This is a genomic window from Sphingobacterium sp. UBA7253 (assembly GCF_002472745.1).
In the GTDB taxonomy this organism is placed as follows: Bacteria; Bacteroidota; Bacteroidia; order Sphingobacteriales; family Sphingobacteriaceae; genus Sphingobacterium; species Sphingobacterium siyangense.
Window position 1 is genome coordinate 1 of record NZ_DKSP01000056.1, and the last position, 25416, is coordinate 25416.

Annotated in this window: 23 protein-coding genes and 1 pseudogene; 16 read left to right on the forward strand and 8 right to left on the reverse strand. The window is 39.4% G+C overall.

Annotated elements, in window-relative coordinates; translation table 11 throughout:
- Both B2X72_RS05030 and B2X72_RS05035 read left to right on the forward strand, forming a co-directional pair.
- Positions 1–246: pseudogene (locus tag B2X72_RS05030) on the forward strand (ABC transporter ATP-binding protein); the annotation flags it as partial.
- A 107-nt stretch (positions 247–353) separates the two neighbouring features.
- Positions 354–1259: a class I SAM-dependent methyltransferase gene (locus B2X72_RS05035; RefSeq protein WP_145327943.1), complete on the forward strand. Its 906-nt coding sequence runs from the start codon at positions 354–356 to the stop codon at positions 1257–1259.
- An 81-nt stretch (positions 1260–1340) separates the two neighbouring features.
- Here the strand turns inward: B2X72_RS05035 and B2X72_RS05040 are convergent, their stop codons facing one another.
- The 3 genes from B2X72_RS05040 to B2X72_RS05050 all read right to left on the reverse strand — a co-directional run bounded on the left by B2X72_RS05040 (position 1341) and on the right by B2X72_RS05050 (position 5936).
- Positions 1341–3119: a hypothetical protein gene (locus tag B2X72_RS05040; protein ID WP_145327944.1), complete on the reverse strand. Its 1779-nt coding sequence runs from the start codon at positions 3117–3119 to the stop codon at positions 1341–1343.
- An 83-nt stretch (positions 3120–3202) separates the two neighbouring features.
- A complete protein-coding gene (gene purU / locus B2X72_RS05045; protein ID WP_145327945.1) occupies positions 3203–4045 on the reverse strand; it encodes a formyltetrahydrofolate deformylase in 843 nt (280 codons plus the stop codon).
- 37 nt (positions 4046–4082) lie between these two features.
- Positions 4083–5936: a DNA topoisomerase IV subunit B gene (locus B2X72_RS05050; protein WP_075994179.1), complete on the reverse strand. Its 1854-nt coding sequence runs from the start codon at positions 5934–5936 to the stop codon at positions 4083–4085.
- A 167-nt stretch (positions 5937–6103) separates the two neighbouring features.
- Between B2X72_RS05050 and B2X72_RS05055 the strand changes: the two genes are divergently transcribed.
- A complete protein-coding gene (locus tag B2X72_RS05055; protein ID WP_286848462.1) occupies positions 6104–7252 on the forward strand; it encodes an SPFH domain-containing protein in 1149 nt (382 codons plus the stop codon).
- A 23-nt stretch (positions 7253–7275) separates the two neighbouring features.
- The gene (locus tag B2X72_RS05060; protein WP_145327948.1) at positions 7276–8385 is read left to right on the forward strand and encodes a zinc finger domain-containing protein; all 1110 of its coding nucleotides are present in this window, start codon (positions 7276–7278) and stop codon (positions 8383–8385) included.
- Between the two features lie 74 nt (positions 8386–8459).
- Here the strand turns inward: B2X72_RS05060 and B2X72_RS05065 are convergent, their stop codons facing one another.
- From B2X72_RS05065 to B2X72_RS05080, 4 genes are all read right to left on the reverse strand, one after another.
- Positions 8460–9455, reverse strand: a complete 996-nt coding sequence (locus B2X72_RS05065) for a hypothetical protein (protein WP_145327949.1) — start codon at positions 9453–9455, stop codon at positions 8460–8462.
- A gap of 34 nt (positions 9456–9489) precedes the next feature.
- Positions 9490–10599 carry a hypothetical protein gene (locus B2X72_RS05070; RefSeq protein WP_088162938.1) on the reverse strand — a complete coding sequence of 370 codons (1110 nt, stop codon included), beginning with the start codon at positions 10597–10599 and terminating at the stop codon, positions 9490–9492.
- A gap of 10 nt (positions 10600–10609) precedes the next feature.
- Entirely contained in the window at positions 10610–11356 is a 747-nt protein-coding gene (locus B2X72_RS05075) for a hypothetical protein (RefSeq protein WP_145327950.1), read from the reverse strand.
- A gap of 235 nt (positions 11357–11591) precedes the next feature.
- Complete coding sequence (locus tag B2X72_RS05080; RefSeq protein ID WP_046671961.1) at positions 11592–12089, reverse strand: cupin domain-containing protein; 498 nt, start codon at positions 12087–12089, stop codon at positions 11592–11594.
- Between the two features lie 196 nt (positions 12090–12285).
- Here B2X72_RS05080 and B2X72_RS05085 point away from each other — a divergent pair, with 196 nt between their 5' ends.
- From B2X72_RS05085 to atpG, 9 genes are all read left to right on the forward strand, one after another.
- Positions 12286–14505: a helix-turn-helix domain-containing protein gene (locus tag B2X72_RS05085; protein WP_286848464.1), complete on the forward strand. Its 2220-nt coding sequence runs from the start codon at positions 12286–12288 to the stop codon at positions 14503–14505.
- Positions 14506–14588: 83 nt separating this feature from the next.
- Complete coding sequence (locus tag B2X72_RS26600; RefSeq protein ID WP_075994172.1) at positions 14589–14804, forward strand: AtpZ/AtpI family protein; 216 nt, start codon at positions 14589–14591, stop codon at positions 14802–14804.
- A complete protein-coding gene (locus tag B2X72_RS05090) occupies positions 14801–15187 on the forward strand; it encodes a hypothetical protein (protein WP_075994171.1) in 387 nt (128 codons plus the stop codon). Before B2X72_RS26600 ends, B2X72_RS05090 begins: the two co-directional genes overlap by 4 nt.
- A 105-nt stretch (positions 15188–15292) precedes the next feature.
- The gene (gene atpB / locus B2X72_RS05095) at positions 15293–16489 is read left to right on the forward strand and encodes a F0F1 ATP synthase subunit A (protein WP_248932536.1); all 1197 of its coding nucleotides are present in this window, start codon (positions 15293–15295) and stop codon (positions 16487–16489) included.
- Between the two features lie 34 nt (positions 16490–16523).
- Complete coding sequence (gene atpE, locus B2X72_RS05100) at positions 16524–16712, forward strand: ATP synthase F0 subunit C (protein WP_021188666.1); 189 nt, start codon at positions 16524–16526, stop codon at positions 16710–16712.
- A 96-nt stretch (positions 16713–16808) separates the two neighbouring features.
- On the forward strand, positions 16809–17309 hold the full coding sequence (locus B2X72_RS05105; protein WP_046671966.1) for a F0F1 ATP synthase subunit B: 501 nt from the start codon (positions 16809–16811) through the stop codon (positions 17307–17309).
- Between the two features lie 29 nt (positions 17310–17338).
- Positions 17339–17881 (forward strand): ATP synthase F1 subunit delta, encoded by a 543-nt coding sequence (atpH, locus tag B2X72_RS05110; protein WP_075994169.1) that lies wholly within the window; start codon positions 17339–17341, stop codon positions 17879–17881.
- Positions 17882–17935: 54 nt separating this feature from the next.
- Positions 17936–19510 carry a F0F1 ATP synthase subunit alpha gene (gene atpA, locus B2X72_RS05115; protein ID WP_075994168.1) on the forward strand — a complete coding sequence of 525 codons (1575 nt, stop codon included), beginning with the start codon at positions 17936–17938 and terminating at the stop codon, positions 19508–19510.
- Positions 19511–19587: 77 nt separating this feature from the next.
- Positions 19588–20487: an ATP synthase F1 subunit gamma gene (gene atpG / locus B2X72_RS05120; protein WP_120333225.1), complete on the forward strand. Its 900-nt coding sequence runs from the start codon at positions 19588–19590 to the stop codon at positions 20485–20487.
- 73 nt (positions 20488–20560) lie between these two features.
- On the opposite strand, the gene B2X72_RS05125 is transcribed toward atpG, so the two are convergent.
- Positions 20561–21607, reverse strand: coding sequence for a 3-oxoacyl-ACP synthase III family protein (locus B2X72_RS05125; RefSeq protein ID WP_088162933.1), 1047 nt, complete (start codon positions 21605–21607; stop codon positions 20561–20563).
- 78 nt (positions 21608–21685) lie between these two features.
- Here B2X72_RS05125 and B2X72_RS05130 point away from each other — a divergent pair, with 78 nt between their 5' ends.
- From B2X72_RS05130 to B2X72_RS05140, 3 genes are all read left to right on the forward strand, one after another.
- The gene (locus B2X72_RS05130; RefSeq protein WP_046671971.1) at positions 21686–21967 is read left to right on the forward strand and encodes an ATP-dependent Clp protease adaptor ClpS; all 282 of its coding nucleotides are present in this window, start codon (positions 21686–21688) and stop codon (positions 21965–21967) included.
- 99 nt (positions 21968–22066) lie between these two features.
- The gene (locus B2X72_RS05135; protein WP_286848467.1) at positions 22067–24508 is read left to right on the forward strand and encodes a TonB-dependent receptor domain-containing protein; all 2442 of its coding nucleotides are present in this window, start codon (positions 22067–22069) and stop codon (positions 24506–24508) included.
- Positions 24509–24575: 67 nt separating this feature from the next.
- Positions 24576–25385 carry a 3-keto-disaccharide hydrolase gene (locus B2X72_RS05140; protein WP_083663849.1) on the forward strand — a complete coding sequence of 270 codons (810 nt, stop codon included), beginning with the start codon at positions 24576–24578 and terminating at the stop codon, positions 25383–25385.
- Positions 25386–25416: the final 31 nt, after the last annotated feature.

The following is a 25416-nucleotide window of genomic DNA, read 5'->3' on the forward strand; positions in this document are numbered from 1 at the left end:
ACTTCGATTGTTATTGACGAATTGGTGCTAAAAATTACGCAAGAATTGAAATGTACGACAGTCGTTGTTACACATGATATGAATTCTGTGATGGGAATCGGTGAGTATATTTTGTTTCTCTATAAGGGACAAAAATTCTGGGAAGGTTCCAATAAGGATATGATGCGATCGGATGTGGAAGAATTGAACAACTTTGTTTTTGCAAGTCCATTAATGAAAAGTGCTAAAGCTTCAATGGGGCAATAACATGTGAGAAGAGGGTTTTATTGCGCTTAATTTTAGGTGTTTGATCTGCGTTAGCATCGTGCAGATTTCTTTTATATTGAAATTTAGCTTAGTTTTGTCGGAAAATTTTGATTTTGGCAGCAACAAATATACAACTATTGACCCCACAGCATTGGAAGGACTATGAACTCATTGACTGTGGTGATTTTGAAAAACTGGAACGTTTCGGTGATTTAATTTTAATCAGACCAGAACCTCAGGCTGTATGGCCTAAGGCATTAAGTGATGCGGAGTGGAACAAGCGTTACCATATCAAATTCAAAGGTCGTTCGGCTACTTCTGGAGAATGGTTGAAGAAAAATCCGAAGGTTCAGGACCGTTGGCACATCGAATATAAAAATAACGACGTGGCAATCAAATTTAGATTGGGCTTGACATCTTTTAAACACGTCGGGATATTTCCGGAGCAGGCTGTAAATTGGGATTATATTTCGGAATCTGTTCGTTCATTTAAGACGGAGAAACCGAAGGTTCTAAATCTTTTTGCATACACTGGTGGAGCTTCTTTAATAGCAAAGGCTGCCGGCGCGGATACAACGCACGTAGATTCGATTAAACAGGTTGTTACCTGGGCTAATGAAAATATGGAAATTTCCAATTTGGATAACATTCGTTGGGTGGTTGAAGATGCTTTGAAGTTTGTAAAACGTGAGCTGAAAAGAGGTAATACGTATAATGGGATTATTTTGGACCCACCGGCATACGGACATGGGCCGAAGGGAGAGAAATGGAAATTGGAAGATCACATTATGGAAATGATGACTGAGGTCGTTCAACTATTGGATCCTAAAGAACATTTCTTGATTTTAAATACGTATTCATTAGGCTTTTCTTCTGTTATTGTTGAAAATTTAATTAAGACGGCTTTTCCAAAAGTGGAAAACTTAGAAATAGGGGAGTTGTTTTTACAAGCAACTGCAGGACCAAAACTTCCACTTGGCGTATTTGGTAAATTTCGCAAAATAGCGGAGTAAGACTTGTCAAAAGATTCTTTGATAACAACACGGGGTGCTTATTTAAGCGCCCCGTGTTTGTTTTTAAGCTATATCAGGGAGTTAAATATGTATGTCTTTTAAACGTAGTGATGCAAGTTCAAGCTGTCTTGGGATCGCTGCGCTGATGTTTTGTGGAATGAGCGATAAGTGTTGGGTAAGTTCGTTGTAATAGGTTATTCCAGCTTGTAATTGTGCTTTGAATTTGGCTACATATTTTATCTTTTTATCGTTCATGATATTTTTATTGTCTGCGACATATTTTTGAATATGATCGATATAAAGATTGAGTTCGTTAATTAAAATAAAAGGTCTGTTGTCATTTTCAAAAACCGAAATACGGCCATAGATGTGGTCGATCATTTCCCGCAAAGAATATTGTTTTTTGAACCAGACAAGATTTGGGCCTGGGCAGATGGATACAGCGGTCTGTTCTTTGCTCTTCTGGATATTGTACTTGAGATAGGCGGGTGCTGCGAGCCCTTCACAAAGACAGGTTTTCTCTGTAATGGCGTCGAAGGCTTTATCGTATTCTGCAGCGGACAGGTTTTGTTTTTGGAGTTCCTGGATCTTTTGATGTTGATAGACGCGTGATGCGGTGCAGATCGGTTTATCACTAAACTCTGTGTTCGAAATAAGGTATTCTTTTTTACAAGGGCTACCGGGGCGCCCTTTTTTTATACGTTCCAATCGTAGGTACTCCGCGCCACTTTTTCTGAAATTGTTAAAGGGAATTCCCAAGGGAGATGCCCCACTACAGTAGAAGTCTTCTTGCTTGGCCGTTTCCAATGCTTTTAAGGTTTCTTGATCTACCGTGGTTGCTTCGGGAACCATCAGAAATGGGGATCCCCATCCTACGGCATCGAATTCATAATAATTTAACAAGAACTGATGTTCTGAAGCAGTTCCCACACCTCCTTGAACTGTATATTTGATGATGGGGGGAGTTGTTAATGAGCGCTTTTGGGAAGTCCAATATTCGTGGTATATCTCGAAAAGTTCGGTTTTCAGACTTTCTTTTTTCTCTTTAAACTCTTGAAGGATTGGCCCCAGAAGAAAACCATCGGTTGCGAAGGCATGACCACCGCAGTTCAAACCGGATTCTATTCTGAATTCAGATACCCATACACCACGCTTAGCGAGATATTTTGCCTGGATGAGCGCCGATCGAAAGTCACTTACTTTCAAAACGACTTTTTTGTCAAATAGACCTTCACTATTTGGGAAGAAAGCCGGTAATTTAGCGAGGTAAGCGTATAGGTGTGGATTCATCCCTGCGGAAAGAATAAGAGAGGAATGCAGTGTGGAATTTGCAAAACCACGTAAGGCTGCTGAAGCATCCGAATAACGTTGATTCAATAGGTTACCATCCTGGTAATTCATTTTATCGACTTTGGACATAATATTAACATCGATGTCTCCCGCTTTGAGGTAATTGATCAATAGATCTTGCAGCTCGGTTTTAATCGCGCGATTGCTTTCAATTTCCATCGCATGATAAATTGGTTTTGAAGGGTGTGAATCGGGTAGAAGCTGAAAATATTTGGTAAGTTCGGAATTTTCGGTAAAAGGTTGACGCTTTAAGGCCTCGATTTGCCTATTGACCACAAACTGTACAAGATTGAGATAGGCCGTAATTCTTTTTGCTCGGTAATCTTCTTCTGTTTTAGCGATCGGATGATAGGAGATTTGATATTGTCCGCAGTAATAGCGGCGCATGCGCTCAATTAGTTCATCGTCAACAATAGACATTACGGAGGAGATGCCGTATTGTGCGACCTTAAGTGCGGAGTCGATGGAGAAAGCTAAGCCTAATACGGGGATATGAAAAGTATGCGTCATTCTTAAATATTTCTTTTACGAAATAATGGAGAATAACGCTGAAAAAAAGTAACGATTGTTTTATCGGGAAATGATTGTAATCACTATTCAAATACAATTGTCTTGTAGTCGTTGCGCATCACACGATCTTCGCTAAGGAGACGAATTGCTCGGCTCAAAACAGCCTTTTCTATTTCTTTTCCGGCAGTTACCATATCTTTTACAGTATAGGTGTGGTTGACATGTCGTATATCCTGTACGATGATGGGGCCCTCATCGAGTTGGTCGGTAACGAAATGCGCTGTGGCGCCGATGATCTTAACTCCTCTTGCATGAGCCTGCTTGTACGGGTTGGCACCAATAAAAGCGGGGAGAAATGAATGGTGTATGTTGACCAGTTTATTTTCAAAGGTATTGACAAACTGAGGGGACAAGATCCGCATGAACTTCGCTAAAATAATATAATCGAAATTATAGTTTTGGATTTGTGCGATCAGTTGTTTTTCGAATGTTTCCTTTGTCAGGTTTTCATGTGAGATACAATGAAATGGAATATCGAACTTTTCCGTAAAGGAGCGTAGTGATTCATAGTTGCCAATTACTGCCTGCACCTCCGCTCCCCATGTTTCGAAGTGTTGTCGTACCAAGATATCGGCGAGGCAGTGATGCTCCTTGGTCACGAGGACGACGATTTTTTTGCGGTTATTGGGGTTTATCTGTATCTGAGCGGATGGGGGAAGTACTTCGGCAAGAGAGTCGGAAAGCTGTTTCTGCTCAGGTACGATACCGTTACACACGACACGCACGAAAAATTTGTTGGCTTCTTCATCCACATATTCACGCATGGTGACAATATTGAGTTGATATTTTGCTAGCGTATTTGAAATGTTGGCGACTAATCCAACGGCATCTTGACATTGGATCAGAATTAAAGTTTGGTTGTGCATGAAAGGTGGTTGTAGGTTGCTAAAAAAGCGGGTTATTTTAACCCGCTTTTTTTGTTAGTTCTTCTTCAAGGTCAACTTCAACACGTAGATTTTCGACAATATGCTTTTGTCGGTCTGGTGTGTTTTTGCCCATGTAATATTCTAATAACTGTTGAATTTTATTGTCTTTGGACAAGATAACCGGGTCAAGTCGGATATCTTTTCCGATAAATAATCCAAATTCGGAAGGTGATATCTCACCTAAACCTTTGAATCGGGTAATTTCAGGTTTAGCGCCTAATTTTGCGATTGCTTTTTGTCGTTCTTCATCGGAATAGCAATAGATCGTTTCCTTCTTGTTGCGGACACGGAAAAGTGGTGTCTGTAAGATGGAAACGTGGCCAGCCTTGACAAGGTCTGGAAAAAACTGCAAGAAAAATGTCAATAATAACAGACGGATGTGCATTCCATCGACGTCGGCATCGGTAGCGATTACGATATTGTTGTAGCGTAACCCGTCGAGACCGTCTTCAATATTAAGTGCATGTTGTAAGAGGTTAAATTCCTCGTTTTCATAAACAATCTTTTTGGACATACCGTAGGAATTTAACGGTTTTCCTTTTAGACTGAAAACTGCTTGAGTCTGCACATCGCGCGATTTGGTAATTGAACCAGATGCCGAATCTCCTTCAGTGATAAACAAAGTTGTTTCTTGGTTACGTTCATTTTTATCGCTGAAGTGCACTTTACAGTCACGTAGTTTACGATTGTGCAAAGAGGCTTTCTTCGCTCTTTCGTTGGCGAGTTTTTTGATCCCGGCGATATCCTTACGTTCACGTTCAGACTGTAGAATACGTTTTTGAAGAGCATCTGCCGTAGCCGGATTTTTATGTAGGTAATCATCCAATGCTTTTTTGACAAAGTCATTGATAAATCCTCTTACAGTAGGACCTTCCGGGCCTACACTTTGAGATCCTAGCTTTGTTTTCGTCTGTGATTCAAAAACAGGTTCCTGGACTTTGATCGCGATGGCGCCGATGATTGATGAACGAATATCCGATGCGTCAAATTCTTTTTTGTAGAACTCTCGGATTGTTTTGACAAGCGCTTCACGGAAGGCAGCCTGGTGTGTTCCACCTTGCGTGGTATGCTGACCGTTGACAAAAGAATAATATTCTTCTCCGTACTGCTGGCCGTGAGTCATCGCGATTTCAATATCATCCCCCCGTAAGTGAATAATCGGATAGCGCATGGATTCAGCATCAATATTCCGTTCCAATAGATCTTTTAGTCCGTGCTCAGAAATAAACTTTTGCCCATTAAAGTTGATCGTAAGACCTGAGTTTAGAAAAACATAGTTCCAGATCATGTTTTCAACAAATTCAGGCCTATATTTATAATTCCGGAAAATAGAATCGTCGGGGTAAAATGTTACGGCTGTACCATTTCGTTGCGTGGTATCTTTTTGTTCATCGTTGACTAATTCCCCTTTGGAGAATTGGGCGATGCGTGTTATATTTTGACGATAAGACTGTACGGTAAACTGACTGGACAAAGCATTTACGGCTTTTGTACCGACACCATTTAAACCAACTGACTTTTGGAAAGCCTTACTATCATATTTACCACCTGTATTGATTTTAGAAACAACATCAACCACAGAACCAATTGGAATACCACGTCCATAATCGCGTACGGAAACTTTATTTTCGTTTACCGTGATATCAATAATTTTACCAGCGCCCATAACAAACTCATCAATCGAGTTGTCAACGACCTCTTTCAATAAAACATAGATACCATCATCATAGGCCGAACCGTCCCCTAATTTTCCAATGTACATTCCCGGACGAAGGCGAATATGCTCTTTCCAATCCAGGGACCTAATGCTGTCTTCGTTATATGTACTCATAAATTAATGTAGAACTTAGCTAACAAAAGTAAAAAAAATAAACTACGATAAGTAGTTTAAAAGGCTAAATTTTTTAGATATCGATAGTTTGCGTGCCGCCGGAGAAAATTGCTGGTTTGATGGGAAATGTTTACATTTAGTGTAAGTAATTGTAACGAGAATAATTTATGGGATTATTTGATAAAATCAGGAATGAGTTTGTCGATATTATCGAATGGGTCGATAATAGCACAGATACGATTGTGTGGAAGTTTCCACGGTATCAGAATGAAATAAAAATGGGTGCGCAGTTGACTGTGCGGGAAGGACAGGCTGCGGTATTTTTGAATGAAGGCGTGGTTGCGGATGTCTTTCAGCCTGGTCGCTATGAATTGACAACACAGAATATGCCGATCATGACAACCATCAGAGGCTGGAAATATGGGTTCAATAGCCCATTCAAAGCCGATGTCTATTTTGTCAACCTTCGACAATTTGTCAATCAGAAATGGGGAACCAAAAATCCTATTATGCTGCGGGATCCTGAATTTGGACCAATTCGACTTCGGGCTTTCGGTAATTTCTCTTTTCAGGTGAAGGACGTTACTGTTTTTATGAAACAGCTGGTTGCGACGACGCCTGTTTTTACTGTTGAAGATATCACAGAGCAGCTTCGAAATATTGCGGTATCGCGTGGGATGGATGCTATTGCTGAGTCGAAGATACCAGCCTTAGACCTCGCATCCAATTATGATGAAGTTTCGGCTTTGATACAACAAAAAATTGGGGTTGATTTTGATGAGTTGGGTTTGAGCTTAACGAAATTCTTAATCGAAAATATTTCATTCCCAGAAGAGGTGGAAAAAGCCCTTGATAAGCGAAGCAGTATGGGAGTCGTTGGTAATCTAGGGGCATATGCCCAGTTTCAAGCCGCTAATTCCATGGAGAAAGCTGCTGAGAATCCCAATAGTGGGGGGATCGTAGGTGCTGGATTTGGTGCCGGACTGGGAGCAGGAATGGTTGGTCAAATGGGCAATGTATTTCAGCAAAACAGCTTTGATGGGAATAATCCTACTGGTACGGGATCTGCTGCTGCATCTTCAGGGCCTGTAGGACCGCCTCCATTGCCCAAAACGGTAGCTTATTACCTGGCCATTAAAGGTAAACAGGAAGGGCCATTTGATCCGGAACAGCTGCGCGGTCTGATAAAAGACGGGACGATGACACTTGCCACCTTGGTTTGGAAAGAGGGCCTTGAAAACTGGATTGAGGCTGAAAAGGTAGGCGAATTAAAGGACTTGTTCTCGCAGAATCCGCCACCTATACCAGGAATTTAGGATAAAACGCACGACCGAGTTTTATGAGTTTTGAAGAAAAAACCTCCGAAATAGAGCAGGGGTTAAAATGCCAGGGCTGTGGTGCTATCTTGACTTATCAGCCTGGTACTTCCTATTTAGAATGTTCTTATTGTGGAACTAGAAATGAAATAGCGGACCCGATAGCGGAAAATGGCCATATTGAATCAACAGATTATAAAGTCTTTGGACAAGCAATGGAAGGGGTCGCTGATGAGCGCTATAGCTATTTGGCTGAAGTTGTGCATTGTAGTAACTGTGGCGCAAACTCGCGTTTGAATCCTCATGTTACGGCAGATTTATGTGCTTTTTGTGCTTCACCTTTGGTAATTGACCATCAGCAAAAGCGTATTGTGAAGCCACATGGTCTTGTTCCCTTTTCCGTTGATTACAAAAATGCTTTTGGGCTATTGACACAATGGGCCGGTAAGATATGGTTCGCTCCGAATGACTTTAAGCGAATTTTTAATTCAAGAAATGATCGTTTAAAAGGAGTGTATATACCATTTTGGTCCTATGATGCAGATGTACATTCTGATTACGTCGGGTCACGTGGAGAGTATTATTATTTGACGCGTACAAGACGCAATTCGGATGGTGAGACGGAAGAATACGAAGAAAGACGAACAAATTGGTATCCAGCTTCAGGTAGTATCTATAGTCAATTTAAGGATATTGTCATTTCGGGATCAACATCTCTTCCCGAAAAGTTCTCTGATAAAATCGGACCTTGGAATTTGGGCTATCTAAAACCTTTCAATGAGCAATATTTAAGTGGCTTTATCGCTGAAACTTTTAGTGTGGATCATGTAAAAGCGGCGGAAACTGCCCGGGCTATTATGGATCGGGAAATCGAACGTCAGGTTGAGGATGACATCGGTGGTGATACACAGGATATTGATTCTATTGATAGCGATTTTAAATCCATTAAATTGAAGTATATTCTTTTACCTGTATGGTTATCTGCATATCAGTATAAAGGAAAGAGTTATCAGATCATGGTCAATGCATTTAACGGTAAAGTTTATGGACAACGACCTTATAGCTTTTGGAAAATCGCTTTTTTAGTATTGGCGATCATTATTGTTTTATATCTCTTGAGTTTTATGGGATAACAAAAAAGGTTGCAAAAAAAAAGCGCTGTTCTCTTTTATTGAGAAAAGCGCTTTTTTTATGCTAATCGTCTTGACTATTTGTTTAGTGAAAGTAGGAATCCGATCGTGAAATTGGCATCCCAATCAAATACGAAGGTGTCGCAATTGGTTGCATCTTTAATTGCTTTATAGATGTTGACACCGCTCTTTGTTTTTACTTTATCTGTTTTGTAAGATGCTGGATCGTTCAAAACCGTAAAACGCTCTTCACCTTGGCGTGTCTGTGATGCTAGTTCAAAAGGAACCCCGCCTATAATAAAACAAACCTCTCTTTTATTTGAAGGAATTTTCTCGCCTAATTTTTTTACTTCTGTATAGACAGCGTCATCTTTAAGGTCTTTTTCATAATATTTTGCACCGGGTGCTTCTACCGATTTTGTGTCACCGTCAATCCAGGAAATTTTGGTGTTACCGGAGCCAATGTCAACAACAAATGAATTATCTTCGTAAGCTTTCGGTAGGACAGATTTTAACGCTAATTTTCCTTCTTGCTCCGCTGTAACCAAGTTGACCACAAAGCCCATTTTTCTTAGTTCAGCACTGATAACTGAAGTTTTAGGTTCTTTTTGAGCTCCGGAGCTAATGACGAAATGTATGTTTTTGGATTTGACGCCTTTGTCGAGCATCATGCCTATATAATCTTTTAATCCTTTACGGATGTCTTCCGTATTTGCCAATCCTTCGTAGGCAAATGACTTTCCAAAGTCTTTGGAAATGATCTCCCAGCGATTTTCTTTGTCCATATTGACGACAAAGGAATTGAAACCCGAAGCGCCCACTTCAACGACACCCTTGTATTCGCCGTCGACTGGTTTTTCGGGTTGATAGTTGAATGAACGAGTCGTTTCTGAGCCTGATGAAGGTGCGGCCGCATGACCATTATTGCTTGTTGAATCTGTTGTTTGGACTGTCGAATTAGCATCAAATTTGCCCGATTGAATGGCCCAATAACCGATTGCGAGAATAGGTAAGGCGATGATAATTGCTTTGATTGGCCATCTTAATCTTGCCCATGTTGATTTTTCTTCCATAATGTTCGTATAATAAGTTTGATTTTAGTTAATATTAATCGAGTAATGTAAATCCTTTATCTACTTTTTCTTCGGGTTTGAGTTCATAGCTGGCATCGGCCATTTGCGTTACGTTTAATACATTTAGATTACGTTCGTCAACTTTGCGGATAAACTCTTCCAGTTCACCTTGAGTAGGCGTGCCACCCACGGTGATGTTGTTGTTTTGATCCAAGAAATCAAGATTCGATCGGATAGAGGCAATATTTTGACTGATGGCACCTGTTGCTGCATTCATGGCCTCTTGAAATGCCCAACCATCTTTGATATTGAACACATCGGCTAGGCCATCGGTGGCATTTTTCATCTTTTGAGTGGCTTCTAGCTTCTTGGAAATAATGGAAATGCTGCTATCCAAGGTGCTGACATAGATACGCGCTGCGCTTTCATTATCTTTTAGGACTTCCAATACTTTTGCAAATTGATTGGCATATTGGACATAACTGCGCGCATTTTGCTCTTCAGATTCACCTTCTTTTCCCAATAGAAATGCTTTGGTACGTGTTTCTTTGGCATCTCTTGCATAAGCATTTGCCTTCTCTGCATTATTTTTGCTCGTTTCCTCCTTTGATTTCTCGTCGAGATTAGCCGCTTCAGCGGTGAAACGTTTCGCATAGGTGTACTTCTCTTCGGCTGTTTTTTGAGCAGTTTCACCGCTTTGAATCATGTCGATGCGGACACCGTCTACATTGCTGATTTTTTCCTTCACGCGTTTCAGGGTGTCTTTTGCATCTCTTGATAACAGTTGTAAGGTTTCGATAGGGTTATTTCTAATGATGGATTTTTCACCTTTAAAAAGTAGGACGGTTCCCAATCGGTGCAATAGTGCAATGATCTTTGGGGCTAGCAATAATAAGGTAATCAGGATTATACTGAATATCACAAAAAGTATACTTTTTCCGGCATATTCCAGCATAATCGGTAAGTACTTGAAAAAAGCAAAGGCTCCACCAAGTAAAAGTGCCCAAAAGAAGATCGACGAAGCTGTCTTCTTCGCTTCTGGTGATTTTAATTGTGCAGGCAGATGATCGCCCAGTACTTGAAATATCGGAAGTTGCGTTTTTATCTCAGCGGGAATATTAACATACTGATCTTTTCTTTCCATTGATTTATTTTTATGTTATTGATTGATTAATCATATGCAATGCAGTGTTGATTTCGGTGACCACTTCATCAACGGCCGCGTTGCCGATGTTTATTTTTTGTTCGATATCTTTAATTCTTGGTTCGTACTTTTCATTAATTTGACCCAAAGCGAGTTGTTTTTTCTGTAGGTCATCTTGCAATTTGGCGATATTATCCGTTATTGTTTTGATTTCAGTGTTCAGATTTGCAATCTCCATGGTTCGGTCTTGTTCAGTCTTTTTCTTTTCAGCCTGTTTTTGTTCCGATTCTTTGGCAATGGTTTCTTTCAGTTTATTAGCATAATTTGTGCCAGTTGCTACCAGTTTATCCTTGGTTAACGACCTGTCTACAAATTTCAGTGAAGTATAGGCTGCTTTTAATGTGTTTTCCTCTACTTTTCCCATTGCGGCAGCAGCATTCCATACTTCGAAAAAATCTACACCCTGTTCGTTGAGTTTTTCAAGAATGGCATAGACCTTTAATTTCATTTCTTTGAGGTCGGTTGTTCCGTCATTGGCTGTTATAGGGATTGGGGGCGGTGTTTTTCCAGTTGGAGCCTGGACCGTCGGCGATGAATATGCCGGTGGTACCTGCGGTCTTTCAGGAGCGGCATTAGTGGTCGGAGCCGGTGGGGCTTGTGCCGGCGGAGTTTGCTGCGGCTGATCGTCCTCAAAAATTAATTTCTTCAGACTGTTTAATATACTGGATCCTCTTTTAGTATCGTCGTTGCTCATCATGTCATAGTTGATTATATCTCTACTAAAATAATAAAAATTAATATTCTCTTCTAATGAATTGCGTTATGGAACACCTGAAATGGACATGGGGTGGAGGAGCTTGGATAAAAGCGATGAAATGCAAATTAGGGAGAGTGAATCGGCTGCTATGGCGCTTTATGTTTGGGGTAAAAACAAAGATTCCCAATTGTTGATTGGGAATCTTTGTTTGGGCGGTAACGGTCTTGTGGGACTATTATCTGCCAAAATCATCTTGTACGCGAACAATATCGTCTTCATCAGAAGGATTGTTGGCATCTGTGTGCTGCCAGATCTCGGCTAAAATACCGAAGCCATCCAATCCAATTAAACGGTGACGTTGCCCTTGACGCAATCTAATCGTTTCGCCTTCTTTCAATGTTGAAACAACCGATTCTTCATCTGTGTCAGAAACCATAACGCCTACGTTACCTTGGATAACACGCCAGATTTCGGCACGACGGTGGTGATATTGCCATGAAAGTCTTTTCTCTGGTGCAACAATTAAAATTTTTGGACTTAATTTCCCTGAGATTCTTAATTCTTGTACATCCATTCCGCCGAAGTACTCATCGGCAAATTCTTGTGCTTGGGATTCGTCGATAACGAAAAATCCTCCCCAAGGGCGTGCAGCATCTGATTTATCAATACGAAAACCTTTGGATGTCAGCATTTCCTGTACTTTTTCAAACAATGCGATTTTATCTATAGCCATATTAAAAATTCTAAAAATTTGTTATTCGTTAATTCAGTTGCTAAATATAAAAAAAATCCATTAATATTTTAAGTTAACCGTTTTAGCTTTATCTAAATACGTTATAATGGAGCTGTTTTGGATATCCCTAGCTATAATATGTCGCGTGAAGTTAAAAATGAAATTGCTAATTTTGTGATCAATCTAATTTCAGGATATGTCAAACTTTCAAGTCGATCGGGAAAATACTGCATTTATGCAGGCTGTTGCTTTTGTTAACCAAACGAACCAAAACATATTTATAACAGGAAAGGCTGGTACAGGAAAAACGACGTTCTTGAAGTATATTCGTGAGCATAGCTACAAGAAGATGGCTATTACGGCACCCACGGGCGTCGCAGCGATGAATGCGGGCGGAACCACTTTACATTCTTTATTTTGGCTTCCATTTGGAACCTTTATAGAAGATTATGAATTACGTTGGGACGAGCAGGATAGTCATATTTACAATAAATCACGTTTATTCAGTACGATTAAATTGACCAAGCAGCGCAGGGCTATCTTGCAGGAACTTGAGCTTTTGGTGATTGATGAGGTTTCAATGGTCCGGGCAGATACATTGGATGCGATTAATGTGATCCTGCAATCTGTTCGTCGCGATATGCGGCCTTTTGGTGGTTTACAAGTATTGTTTATCGGAGATTTGTATCAGTTGCCACCAGTAGTGAAAGACGCCGAATGGAATGTTTTACGGGATCATTATTCTTCTGTTTTCTTCTTTAACGCTAAAATTTTAAGGGATAATCCGTTGGTGATGTTAGAGCTTAATAAAATCTATCGTCAGCAAGATGAGGGTTTTATTTCCATATTAAATGCCATACGAAACAATCAATGTACCAGTGACATGCTCACGACCTTAAATGGTTACTATCAGCAGGACTTTGTTCCAAATGAAGAGGAGCAGTATATTACATTGACCTCCCATAATCGAAATGCTGATGAAATAAACGGAGCCAAGTTGGCCTCATTATCAGGTAAAATGTTAAATCTTAAGGCTGTTGTCAAAGATGATTTTGCGCAGGGGTCCTACCCTGCTGAAGAAACGTTGTCTTTAAAAATAGGGGCGCAGGTGATGTTTATTCGAAACGATTCGGGAGATGAACGTAAATATTACAATGGAAAGATCGGTACGGTAAAGGACATCGATACGGTACAGGGCACAGTAACAGTTACATTTCCTGATGGGTCGGAATCTGTAACGGTAAAAAGAGAGACTTGGGAGAATATTCGGTATAATTACGACAAGGGGCAAGATCAGATTAAGGAGGAGATATTGGGTACATTTTCGCAATTTCCACTTCGACTGGCCTGGGCTATCACCATTCATAAAAGCCAGGGCTTAACTTTTCAAAAAGCAATCATCGACGCAGGGACCTCTTTTGCCGCGGGACAGGTGTACGTTGCATTGAGCCGTTTAACGAGTTTAGATGGGCTTGTATTAAAATCGATCATCCCTTCTTATGCTATCCGTACAGATTACCAAGTTGTCGAATTTGCGCAGCGTGCTCAGGGACAGGTTGATGTAAATGAGATTTTGGAGCAATGCCAGCGGAATTATCTTGGCCAGATTTTAATGCATGGTTTCCGTTGGGACGGTCTATTGGCCGAGACTTCGGAGCTGCTGAAATCACTTGAAGAGCGTAATATTGATGGAAAGGAACAAGCAGTACTATTCTTTCAACAATTGGTCAAGCACCTTCAGACCCAGGAGAAAGTTGCACATAAGTTTATTGTTGTATTGTATGATTTGTTGCGGGATAAAAACGCGATCGACTATGATGTAATTTGTGAACGTTCTACTGCTGCGGTCAATTGGTTTTTACCGAAAATGGATGTAGATCTGATTGAGGCCTTAACCAAACATATTGAAGAGTATCAGATACGAAAACGTACGAAGAAATATATTGATGAGTTAAAAGCACTATTGCTTGATTACAAGCGAAAACGCGAGCAGTTGCAGCATTGTCTGCTTATTGCTGAAACGCTTTCAAAACGGGAAGATTTTCAAACAGCGATGCTCGATGTTGCTGCCAGTGTGAAGACCAAAGAAAAAGACGAATTGGCTGCACAAAGTGCAGATGAAGAAGGACCTAAGAAGTTGGATACAAAGGAGATTTCCTTAGAAATGGATGGGATGAGTATTGCTGATATAGCTGTTAAGCGCGGGATGGTCGCTGGTACGATATATGGACATTTAATTAACTTTGTTGGTACGGAAGTGGAAGCAACAGAGTTGATCGAGCAGGATAAGTTGGATCGTATTCTTGGTGTTATTCGTGCAAATCCGGATAAGTCTTCTTCGGAACTTAAAATGCTTTTGGGGGCAGATATTGATTATCCGGATATTAAAATTGGACAAAAAGTTTTGGGATTGTAGGCAATAAAAATTTATAGCGTATATTTGTAACAAATTGTGTGATATAGTTTGTTGAAAGCCCATTGATAACCTTAAGATTGCTTATGGAAAACAAGAAAGATCCTAACAAGTGGCTTGTGCTGACGACTATTTCAACCCAGATGGTTTTTACCATTTACGCATTTTATTTATTAGGGGATTGGCTGGACGGTAAGTTTCATGCTGAGAACCAACTATGGATGAAGATCTGTACTCTTGGAGGGATTGGAATTTCTCTATATCAAGTCATTAGACAAGTGAATCGATTAAACGATAGATGATAGTATATATAAAGCAGGCCCTTATTTTATTTTTTGTTGCGGTATTAATTTTTGCCGTTCATTTCTTTTTGTTAAAGTCTTTTGATGGTATACATTCCCTGGAAGATCTACATTTTCCATTGTATGAAATTTATATTTTTCAACTGATATTATCCGTGATCATCATGGTGGGGATAAGTTACTGTTCGCAGAAATTTCCGCAATATGTTGGTTTTGTTTTCTTGGGATTATTGACTTTAAAGTTTGTCCTAAATTATGTTTATATCCATAATGGGTTGGCAAAACCGCAGGCTGATATTTTAAAATATAACTATTTGATCGTTGTCGTTTTATTCCTTTTTTACGATGTTATATTTGCTTACAAGGCTTTAAACAAATCCTAAGGGAGAAAACGATAGTTTTTTCAAAAAAATGTAATATTAAAGTAGCTTTTGTGCTTTATATATAGTATTTTCGCAAAAAATTTTAAATAACATAATAGTAGTATCGTGAGTCTTAAAAGAACACTTCAATTTTTAGCAGTTATTCTGTTTGCAGTTGCGCCATTTTTAACAAAGGCGAATGAGGATGCACACGGAGAAAAATCGCAGGCTGAGGAAATCAATAGCCATATTGAGCATCACTTACAAGATGATTATTATTTTAGCTTCTTTTCGGATGAAGAGACAGGTAAACATTATGGTTTTTCATTGCCGGTAATTTTGATCGATAATGGCTTGAAAGTTTTTATGGCTTCGGCATTCGATCACGGTAATAAAGTTGCTGAGGTTGGCGGTCAATATTATGCATTGTATCACGGGAAAATTTATAAGACTGATGCTACTGGTAATTTGACTGGTCATGAGTATCGTAAAAATGCTGATGGTAGCTATGTTATGACTATAAATGAAGATGGAAAAGAAGAGAAAAAGGAATTTGAAACTTCCTATGTGATTGGTTCTCATGAAATTCATGATGCTGTCGATTTTCATCCATCTGTAGCGATGCCTTTAGATTTTTCGATCACTAAAAGTGTTGTTGGTTTGTTTTTGGCTGCATTTTTAATGTTTTGGGCATTTATTAGTTTGGCTAAAACATATAAAAAAGGTGCTAACAATTTACCTAAAGGTGTTGGACGTGTATTGGAGCCTTTGGTTATCTATGTACGTGATGAGATGGCTATTCCAAACATTGGTCATCGTTACAAGGAATTCATGCCTTATTTATTGTCTGTATTCTTTTTGATCTGGATTTTAAACTTGGTTGGTTTGACACCACTAGGGTTTAACGTTACAGGAAACATTACAGTAACTTTATGTTTGGCTCTTTTTACATTCTTAATTGTGAATATCAAAGCAAACGCAAACTACTGGAAGCATATTTTTTGGATGCCAGGAGTTCCGGTTCCATTTAAATTTGTTTTAGCGCCAATTGAGGTATTGGGATTGTTTACAAAACCATTCTCTTTGATGGTACGTTTGTTTGCAAATATTACAGCTGGTCACACGGTCGTAATGGGACTGATTGCAATTGTTTATTTATTGCAACACCAATTGACAGTAGTGGGTAGTATCGGTGTTTCCATGTTCTTGACAATCTTCTTGATGGTTATCGAATTATTGGTAGCATTCTTACAAGCATTTATTTTTACGATGTTGTCATCCTTATTTATCGGTATGGCTGTTGAAGAACATCACGATCATTAATTAGTAAATTTTTTAATTATTCAAATCATACATTATGTACAATTTAATTGGAGCCGGTTTAATCGTTATCGGTGCAGGTTTAGGTTTAGGTAAAATTGGTGGTTCTGCAATGGAAGCTATCGCTCGTCAACCAGAAGCAGCATCTAAAATCCAAACTGCAATGATTATCATTGGTGCCTTACTTGAAGGTTTAGCATTCGGTGCTTTATTATTAGGTAAATAGTCACAACGGTTTTATGGTATAACCTGCAACGGTTGGTTGCAGGTTATATTATTCCTGAATCTTAAAAAATAAGAATTATCATTATATAGTATAACAATGGATAAATTAATACATTCGTTTTCGTACGGTTTGTTTTTTTGGATGGTCATCGTCCTTGTGGTTATTATCTTTTTATTAGGTAAATTCGCATGGAAACCAATTGTTGATGCCCTAGACGAACGTGAAAAAGGTATTGCAAGTGCTTTGGAGGCTGCTGAAAAAGCTAAATTAGAAATGGCTCGTTTAACAAATGAGAACGAACAATTACTAAAAGAAGCTCGCGCAGAACGCGATGTTATCCTTAAGGAAGCAAAAGAACTTAAAGATAAGATTGTAGCCGAGGCAAAAACTCAGGCACAGGCTGAAGGTGCAAAATTGATTGCACAAGCAAAAATCGAGATCAACGAACAAAAGAACAAAGCTTTGGCAGAGGTTAAGTCTCAGGTTTCTTCTTTGTCTTTGGATATTGCTCGTAAAGTGTTAAACAAAGAATTTGAGGACCAAGGAAAGCAAGAAGCTTTAGTAGCAGATTTGCTTAATGACGTTAAATTGAACTAATCCGGTCACTCAAATTACGAAATAGAATTATGTCAGTATTTAAAGTAGCATCAAGATACGCTAAGTCATTAATCGACTTGGCTAGCGAGCAAGGCTCACTGGAAACAATCAAGGCGGATATGGATTCATTCATTGCTGTTTTAAAATCCAGTACAGAATTGCAAGCTGTTTTTGCCAATCCTATTGTTCCTTTGGACAAGAAGAAAAACATATTGGATGCGCTATTTAAAGATAAGATCAATCCAAATATCTTGGCATTCTTTAAGATCATGATCAATAAAGGTCGTGGCGAGATTGTTTATGCCACTGCTCAAGAATTTATTCGTGAGTACAACGAGGTAAAAGGAATTGTGAAAGCTACAGTTACATCTGCAGCGCCGCTTTCTGAAGCTAATTTGGCAGCGATGAAAGATGTACTTGCGAAAGAAACCAACGCTCAAGTGATATTGATCAATAAAGTTGATCATAGTTTGATCGGTGGATTTGTAGTCAATATCGGCGATCGCCAAATTGATGCAAGTATTGCTGGTAAGTTGAATAAATTGGAAAGATATTTGAATCAGAATAATTAATTTGTTCTGATACTTGAAGTAAAATAAATCAAAAAACCCCTTATAATAATTAAAATGATAGAGGTAAGACCAGATGAAGTTTCGGCAATTCTAAGAGAGCAATTGTCGGGCTTTAAATCAGAAGCCGAACTAGAGGAAGTGGGTACCGTACTTGCTGTGGGTGACGGTATTGCTCGTATTTACGGCTTAACTAAAGTTCAGTCCGGTGAGTTGGTTGAATTTGATAACGGATTACAAGGTATTGTATTAAACTTAGAAGAAGACAACGTTGGTGTTGTACTTTTAGGTCCTTCTGATGAGATCAAAGAAGGAGATACTATTAAACGTACCAACCGTATTGCATCCATCAAAGTTGGTGAAGGCTTGTTGGGACGTGTTGTAAATACTTTAGGTCAACCAATCGATGGTAAAGGACCTATTCAAGGAGATTTGTATGAAATGCCTATCGAGCGTAAAGCTCCAGGTGTTATCTACCGTCAACCGGTAACTGAGCCATTACAAACAGGTATCAAAGCGATCGATGCGATGATTCCAGTTGGTCGTGGTCAACGTGAGTTGGTTATTGGTGACCGTCAAACAGGTAAAACAGCTGTTTGTATCGATACAATCTTGAACCAAAAAGAATTCTATGATGCAGGAGAACCTGTATTTTGTATCTACGTTGCCGTAGGTCAAAAAAATTCTACAGTTGCGAATATCGTGCGTACATTGGAGGAAAGAGGTGCTATGGCTTATACAGTAGTTGTTGCTGCATCTGCTGCTGATCCTGCTCCACTTCAGTTCTATGCGCCAATGGCAGGTGCTGCTATCGGAGAGTTTTTCCGTGATACAGGCCGTCCAGCATTGATCGTTTATGATGATTTGTCTAAACAAGCGGTAGCTTACCGTGAGGTTTCGTTATTGTTACGTCGTCCACCGGGCCGCGAAGCATACCCAGGTGACGTATTTTATCTACACAGCCGTTTGTTGGAGCGTGCAGCGAAAATCAACTCTTCAGATGATATCGCACGCAATATGAATGATCTACCTGAATCGATCAAACACTTGGTGAAAGGTGGTGGTTCATTAACTGCGCTTCCGATCATTGAAACCCAAGCTGGTGACGTTTCAGCGTATATCCCAACCAACGTAATTTCAATTACAGATGGTCAGATCTTCTTGGAGTCTAACTTGTTTAACGCAGGTATCCGTCCAGCGATCAACGTAGGTATCTCTGTATCTCGTGTAGGTGGTAATGCGCAGATCAAACCGATGAAAAAGGTATCCGGTACATTAAAGTTGGATCAAGCTCAGTACCGTGAATTGGAAGCTTTTGCGAAATTCGGTTCTGATCTAGATGCTGCTACTAAATCTGTCTTGGATAAAGGTGTTCGTAACGTTGAGATCTTGAAACAAGGTCAATACTCTCCGGTTTCTGTTGAGAAGCAAGTGGCGATCATTTATATCGGAACTAAAGGTTTATTGCGTAATGTTCCTGTAAATAAAGTGAGAGAATTTGAAGAAGAATTCTTGACTCAATTGGAACAACGTCATCCAGAAGTATTGTCAGCTTTTAAAGCGAATAAGTTCTCCGATGAATTAACTGCAGTATTAGAAACAGTAGCTAAGGATTTAGCATCAAAATATTAATAGTAATGAGTATTTGGTATTGAGTCTATCGACAAGGCTCGATACTCAATACTAGGTACTTAATACTTAAAACAAATATGGCAAATTTAAAAGAAGTAAGAAACCGGATTACCTCGGTATCATCAACACAGCAGATCACGAAAGCTATGAAAATGGTTTCGGCTGCTAAATTGAAGCGCGCTACTAACGCTATCTTACAATTGCGCCCATATGCGAATAAACTAAGAGATATTTTGGCGGATGTTTCTGCGAGTGTTGAGGGAAGTAACTCTCCTTTTACAGTAGACCGCGAGCCAAATAAGGTGTTGATCGTTGTTGTTTCTTCTAATAGAGGTTTGGCTGGAGCATTCAACGCAAATGTTATCAAAGCGACTAATAACTTGATCTTTAACAAATATGCCGAGCAACATGCAAAGGGTAATTTGAGTATCATTGGTATTGGTAAAAAGGGTTATGACTTCTACTCGAAACGTAACTTCAATATGGTAGCTAATCACTCTGATTTGTTTTCTGATTTAAATTTTGGTTCTGTATCTGTGGTGACTGAATTTATCATGGAACAATTCAAAGAAGGTAATTTTGATCGTGTTGAAGTGGTCTATAATCAGTTCAAAAATGCAGCAGTTCAAGAGTTGACTGCAGAGCAGATTTTACCATTATTACCTGCGGAGGAAAACAAGCAACATACGCATAAAGCAAAAATAGAAGCTGAGGTGGATTATATCATCGAGCCTTCCAAAGAGAAGATTATCGAGGAGTTGATTCCTAAAGCAATCAAGATTCAATTATACAAAGCTGTTTTAGATTCGAATGCCTCTGAACATGGAGCACGTATGACGGCAATGGATAAAGCTACAGAGAATGCTGGTGACTTAATCAAATCACTTAAGCTATCTTACAACCAGGCACGTCAAGCTGCAATTACAACAGAATTGACGGAGATCGTATCTGGTGCAGCAGCATTATCAAACGGATAATTTTTTTATTCCGAAATATATAGAAAAAGGGCTAATCACACATGATCAGCCCTTTTTCTATATACGCTATTATCTACCATCGAATTAAGGCTGAACCCCAGGTAAATCCTGCTCCAAAAGCTGCCAAACATACGAGATCACCGTCTTTAATCTTTCCTTCTTCCCAAGCCTCGCATAGTGCTATCGGTACAGAAGCCGCAGTGGTATTCCCATATTTCTGAATATTGTTGAATACCTGATCTTCCCTTAATCCAAGAGTTTTCTGTACAAATTGCGAAATGCGAAGATTGGCCTGGTGTGGAATCAATAAATCGATATCACTGGTTTTTAAATTATTTTTTGCCAGCGCTTCATGAATGACCTCAGGAAATTTGACAACAGCTTTTTTGAAGACGGCCTGGCCATCCATATTTGGAAACGCAGTTCCATCTTCGAGCATCTCTTTGGTCATTAATAATCCGCCCAATTCCTGATCCGGCCAATTGGGCATTTTATCTAACCAAATTCCACTGGAAGCTCCGGGGTAATACATCGCTAGCTTTTCGGCTTCGGCTCCATCTGAATGTAAGTGCGTGCTCAGGATTCCTTTGCCATTTTCGGTTGTAGGCTGCACAACTACTGCTCCGGCACCATCTCCGAAAATCACGGAAACGGCTCGTCCTCTCGTAGAAAAGTCAAGCGCAAAAGAGTGTTTCTCCGAACCAACCACTAGCACATTTTTGTACATCCCTGTTTTGACAAATTGATCGGCAATAGAAAGCGCATATATAAAACCAGAACATTGGTTTCTAATATCCAGTGCCCCGATCTCCTTCATCTTCATTTCCCGTTGCAGTAGAACGGCGCAGCCCGGGAAATAATAATCTGGCGATAAGGTGGCAAAGATGATGAAGTCGACATCTTCAGGTGTAATATGGGCTCGTTCGATGGCAATTTTAGCTGCTTCGACCCCCATAGTGGTGGTGGTTTCGCCTATTCGGTCTGCATATCTACGTTCTTTAATGCCAGTTCGTTCTTGAATCCATTCGTCACTGGTATCCATAAAGCGTGTTAGGTCATTATTGGTATATACGTTTTTTGGGACGTAATAGCCAATTCCTGCAATTTTTGACTGTAACATAATAAATTCCTCTAATTGATTGTATTCTTCCCTTTTATATTATCGTTAATTTAGAAAAAAATATTCTATTTTTGCAGCATGGGTACCCAAACTGCTGAAGAAACCTTTACGTTAGAAGAGATATTAGCCTCTGTGAAAGAGTCTAATCGCCTCATTTTGTGGAATGATGAAACCAATACGTTTGAACATGTGATTCATTGTCTCATCTATCATTTACAATATACCGAGAAGCAAGCTGAGAAGATTGCCTGGAAAGTACATACTGAGGGGAAATGTGCTGTACTGGAGGGTACTTATACGGAGATGGAGATCTATCGTAAAATTCTGAAAGCCGAGGGATTGACTGTTTCTGTGGAGTAATTTGCTATTCTTTTGTTACCGTAATAATATGGTTACGCTTCAATTTTGTCTGTAAGTTTTAGTTTTCTTTGCACTATAACTTATAAACTAAGCTGAAGCATGTTTTTTTACGCTAAATCGTTTAAATCTTTCTTATTTGTATTCTTTTTACCTGTTGTTCTTTTTGCTCAAACAGGTCAAATCAAAGCTATTTTAGTCGATAGCGAAACTTCTAAACCTATTTCATCGGCTAGTGTCGCGCTCTTGGACGCCTATAGTAACGTCTTTGTTAAGGGGGGACAGTCTGTATCCCAAGGATTCCTTTTGTTGTCTGATATTAAACCTGGTAAATATAATGTCCGTATTACTTATGTTGGCTACGAGACACAAACCATTGATAGTATAGAGGTCTTAGGAAGTAAAAGCAAGGACTTAGGTCGAATTGCTTTGAAATCTACAGGTAATATGTTGAACGAAGTTGTTATTGAAGGAAGAGCTCCTGCCATGCAAATTGGTATAGACCGTAAAACCTTCAATGTTGGCGAGAGTTTGGTCAGCGCGGGTGGAACAGCGACCGATGTGCTTGCGAATGTCCCCACTTTGCAAGTTGATCAGGATGGATCGGTCAGTTTGCGTGGATCAAGTAGTGTGAAGATTTTAATCGACGGACGGGAGTCTGCCTTAGCAGGAAATGATGTAACTTCTTTGCTTCAGAGTCTACCTGCCAATTCAATTGAAAAAGTTGAAGTCATCACAAATCCATCCTCTAAATATGATGCAGAGGGCCAAACTGGGATTATCAATATCGTTTTAAAGAAAAATATTCGAACAGGGCTGAACGGATCGATAAATACATCCGCTGGTTCTTATGATAATTATATGGCTGGTATAACATTGAATTATCGTGATCGGAAATTCAATTACTTCGGATCCTATAACTTCAATAAACGAAACATGTTGGGAAGTGGGAAAACGGACAACAGGTTTTTTGGGGATAGCACGCGTAATTATAGCGAATCCGAATCGTCAAGAAAGGGCAATAGCCATACGGTAAAAGCTGGGTTTGATTATAATATGACAGACCGTACTTCATTGAGTTTTTCGGGTAATTTAAGTATACGTGATAACAAGCGAATAGAAGACTTGAATTACGAGTTCTTTAAGCAATCGCAGATGACAGGAACGAGTGTTCGAAATTCAACACAATTTGAAGATGATCTTGGTTATGAATTAAACGCCGATTTTAGACATCAATTTAAGCGAGAAGGAGAGGAGTTGACGGGGAATGCAAGTTATGGGAGAGATAAGGAAGATGGTACAAATGATTTTTCTCAAAATTACACCGATGGGCGGAAGGCCACCTCACGGAAGAATGTTACGTCTGAGGATGGTAAGAATATCAATCTTCAATTGGATTATGTTTTACCTTTCTCCGAGGTAAGCAAATTCGAGGCAGGCTACAGGTCTCAAATCAGAAAGTCATTTGATACACAATTTTCCAGATCACTCGATTCTTTAGGTAATTATGTGCCGGATTATAGAATCAGCAACGATTTTGATTTTACGAGTACTGTCCATGCGATTTATGCGAATTATCAAAATAAATTAACAGATAAAATTGGCTATCAAATTGGACTCCGGGGAGAGCAATTTGAACTCAAGTCCACCTATTTCTCCAAGGATCCAGCTGCAGTGGAAACGGAATCCAATGCTAAACAGAAATTTTTCAGGTTATATCCAACACTGTTTTTAACCTACGATGTTGGTGAAAATGGGGATAAAGTTCAATTTAGCTACTCGCGCCGTGTTCAACGGGCTCGTGGTTGGCAAGTTAACCCATTTTTAAACGTATCCGATGATTTGAATTATCGTCAGGGAAATCCGAATCTGAAACCGGAAGATGTACACAGTTTGGAAATGAGCTTTGCCAAAACCTTTGGTAAAGTAAACCTCATATCTTCTGCCTATTTCAATCACGCAAGTGAGGTTATTCAGCCATTTGTTTACAAGATAGAGGATGGAAGAACATACAGTAGATGGGAGAATATGACCAGTCGTAATCTTTCGGGTTTTGAGTTTATTTCAAAAGTCAACGCAACGAAGGATTTTGACTTTACATTTAATCTCAATTTGATCCACATTCAGTATAATGCAAACCCGGACTACGATATTAAAGAACGAAAGGATTTCGCTTATAATGCTAATCTGACCGCTAATTATCGTTTTACACCAACGTTTTCTGCTCAAATGAGAGGCGAGTATAATTCTTCGCGTGTAATGGCTCAGGGGCAGATGAATGCCATGAAAGGTATGGATCTAGCCTTAAAAAAAGATGTGTTCAAGAAGAAAGCTTCAATTATGTTGAATGTGAGAGATGTATTTAATTCGCGAAAAATGAATGGTGTGACGGAGACTGCTCAACTTATATCAGATTTTGAGCACCGTTGGATGAAGAGGATGGTAACCTTATCACTTTCCTATCGGTTTGGTAGCCAAGATTTAAACAAATCAAAGAAAAAAGTGTCGAATACAAATGAAATGGGTGGCGGAGAGGAATATTAAAAAATATTCCTCTTTATACACTCAAATGCTTAAATTTAATTTTAAAACAAACCTAAAACTAAAAAGAATGAAGTTATTAAAAACAGTTCTTGCGGTATCGGTGATTGCTTTTTCAGCACATCTTAATACTGCCGTAGCGCAAGCAAAAAAAGAGGTTCCTGCTTACAAAATCTTAGATTTACCCCGTGTAGATATCAAGAAATTTAAAAAGAATAAAGCTGGGGCCTATGTTATTTTTGATGGTACTTCCATGGAAGGCTGGAGAGGATATGATAAGACAGTAGTGCCAAAAAGATGGGTAATTAATGAGGGAGCGATCAAATTTGATAGTCAAGCCAATGTTGGTAAAGAAGAAGGTGGTGACTTGGTCTTTGCTCATGATTTCAAGAATTTCGAATTGGAGATGGAATGGAAAGTTGCTAAAGGAGCAAATTCAGGTATCTTCTTTTTAGCGAAGGAAGTGGAAGGACAACCGATTTATATCTCGTCTCCAGAATGTCAGGTTTTGGACAATGAGAACCATCCTGATGCTAAAATGGGTGTAGATGGAAACCGTAAATCGACATCATTGTACGATATGATCCCTGCTAAGCCTCAGAATGGTAAACCGTATGGCGAGTGGAATAAAGTTAAGATCAGAGTAAACAATGGCAAGGTAGAGCATTTTCAAAATGGTGTAAAGGTTGTTGAATATACATTATGGGATAAGTCCTGGATTGATTTATTGCAAAAAAGTAAATTCAGTGAGGAAAAATGGCCTTTGGCTTTTGAATTGTTGAGCCATGTTGGTGGCGATAGCAAATCGGGGCTTATCGGTCTTCAGGATCATGGAAATGATGTATGGTTTAAGAATATTACCGTTAAGGTTCTAAAATAGAAAAAGTAGCTTTAAGCTGCTTTTTCTATTT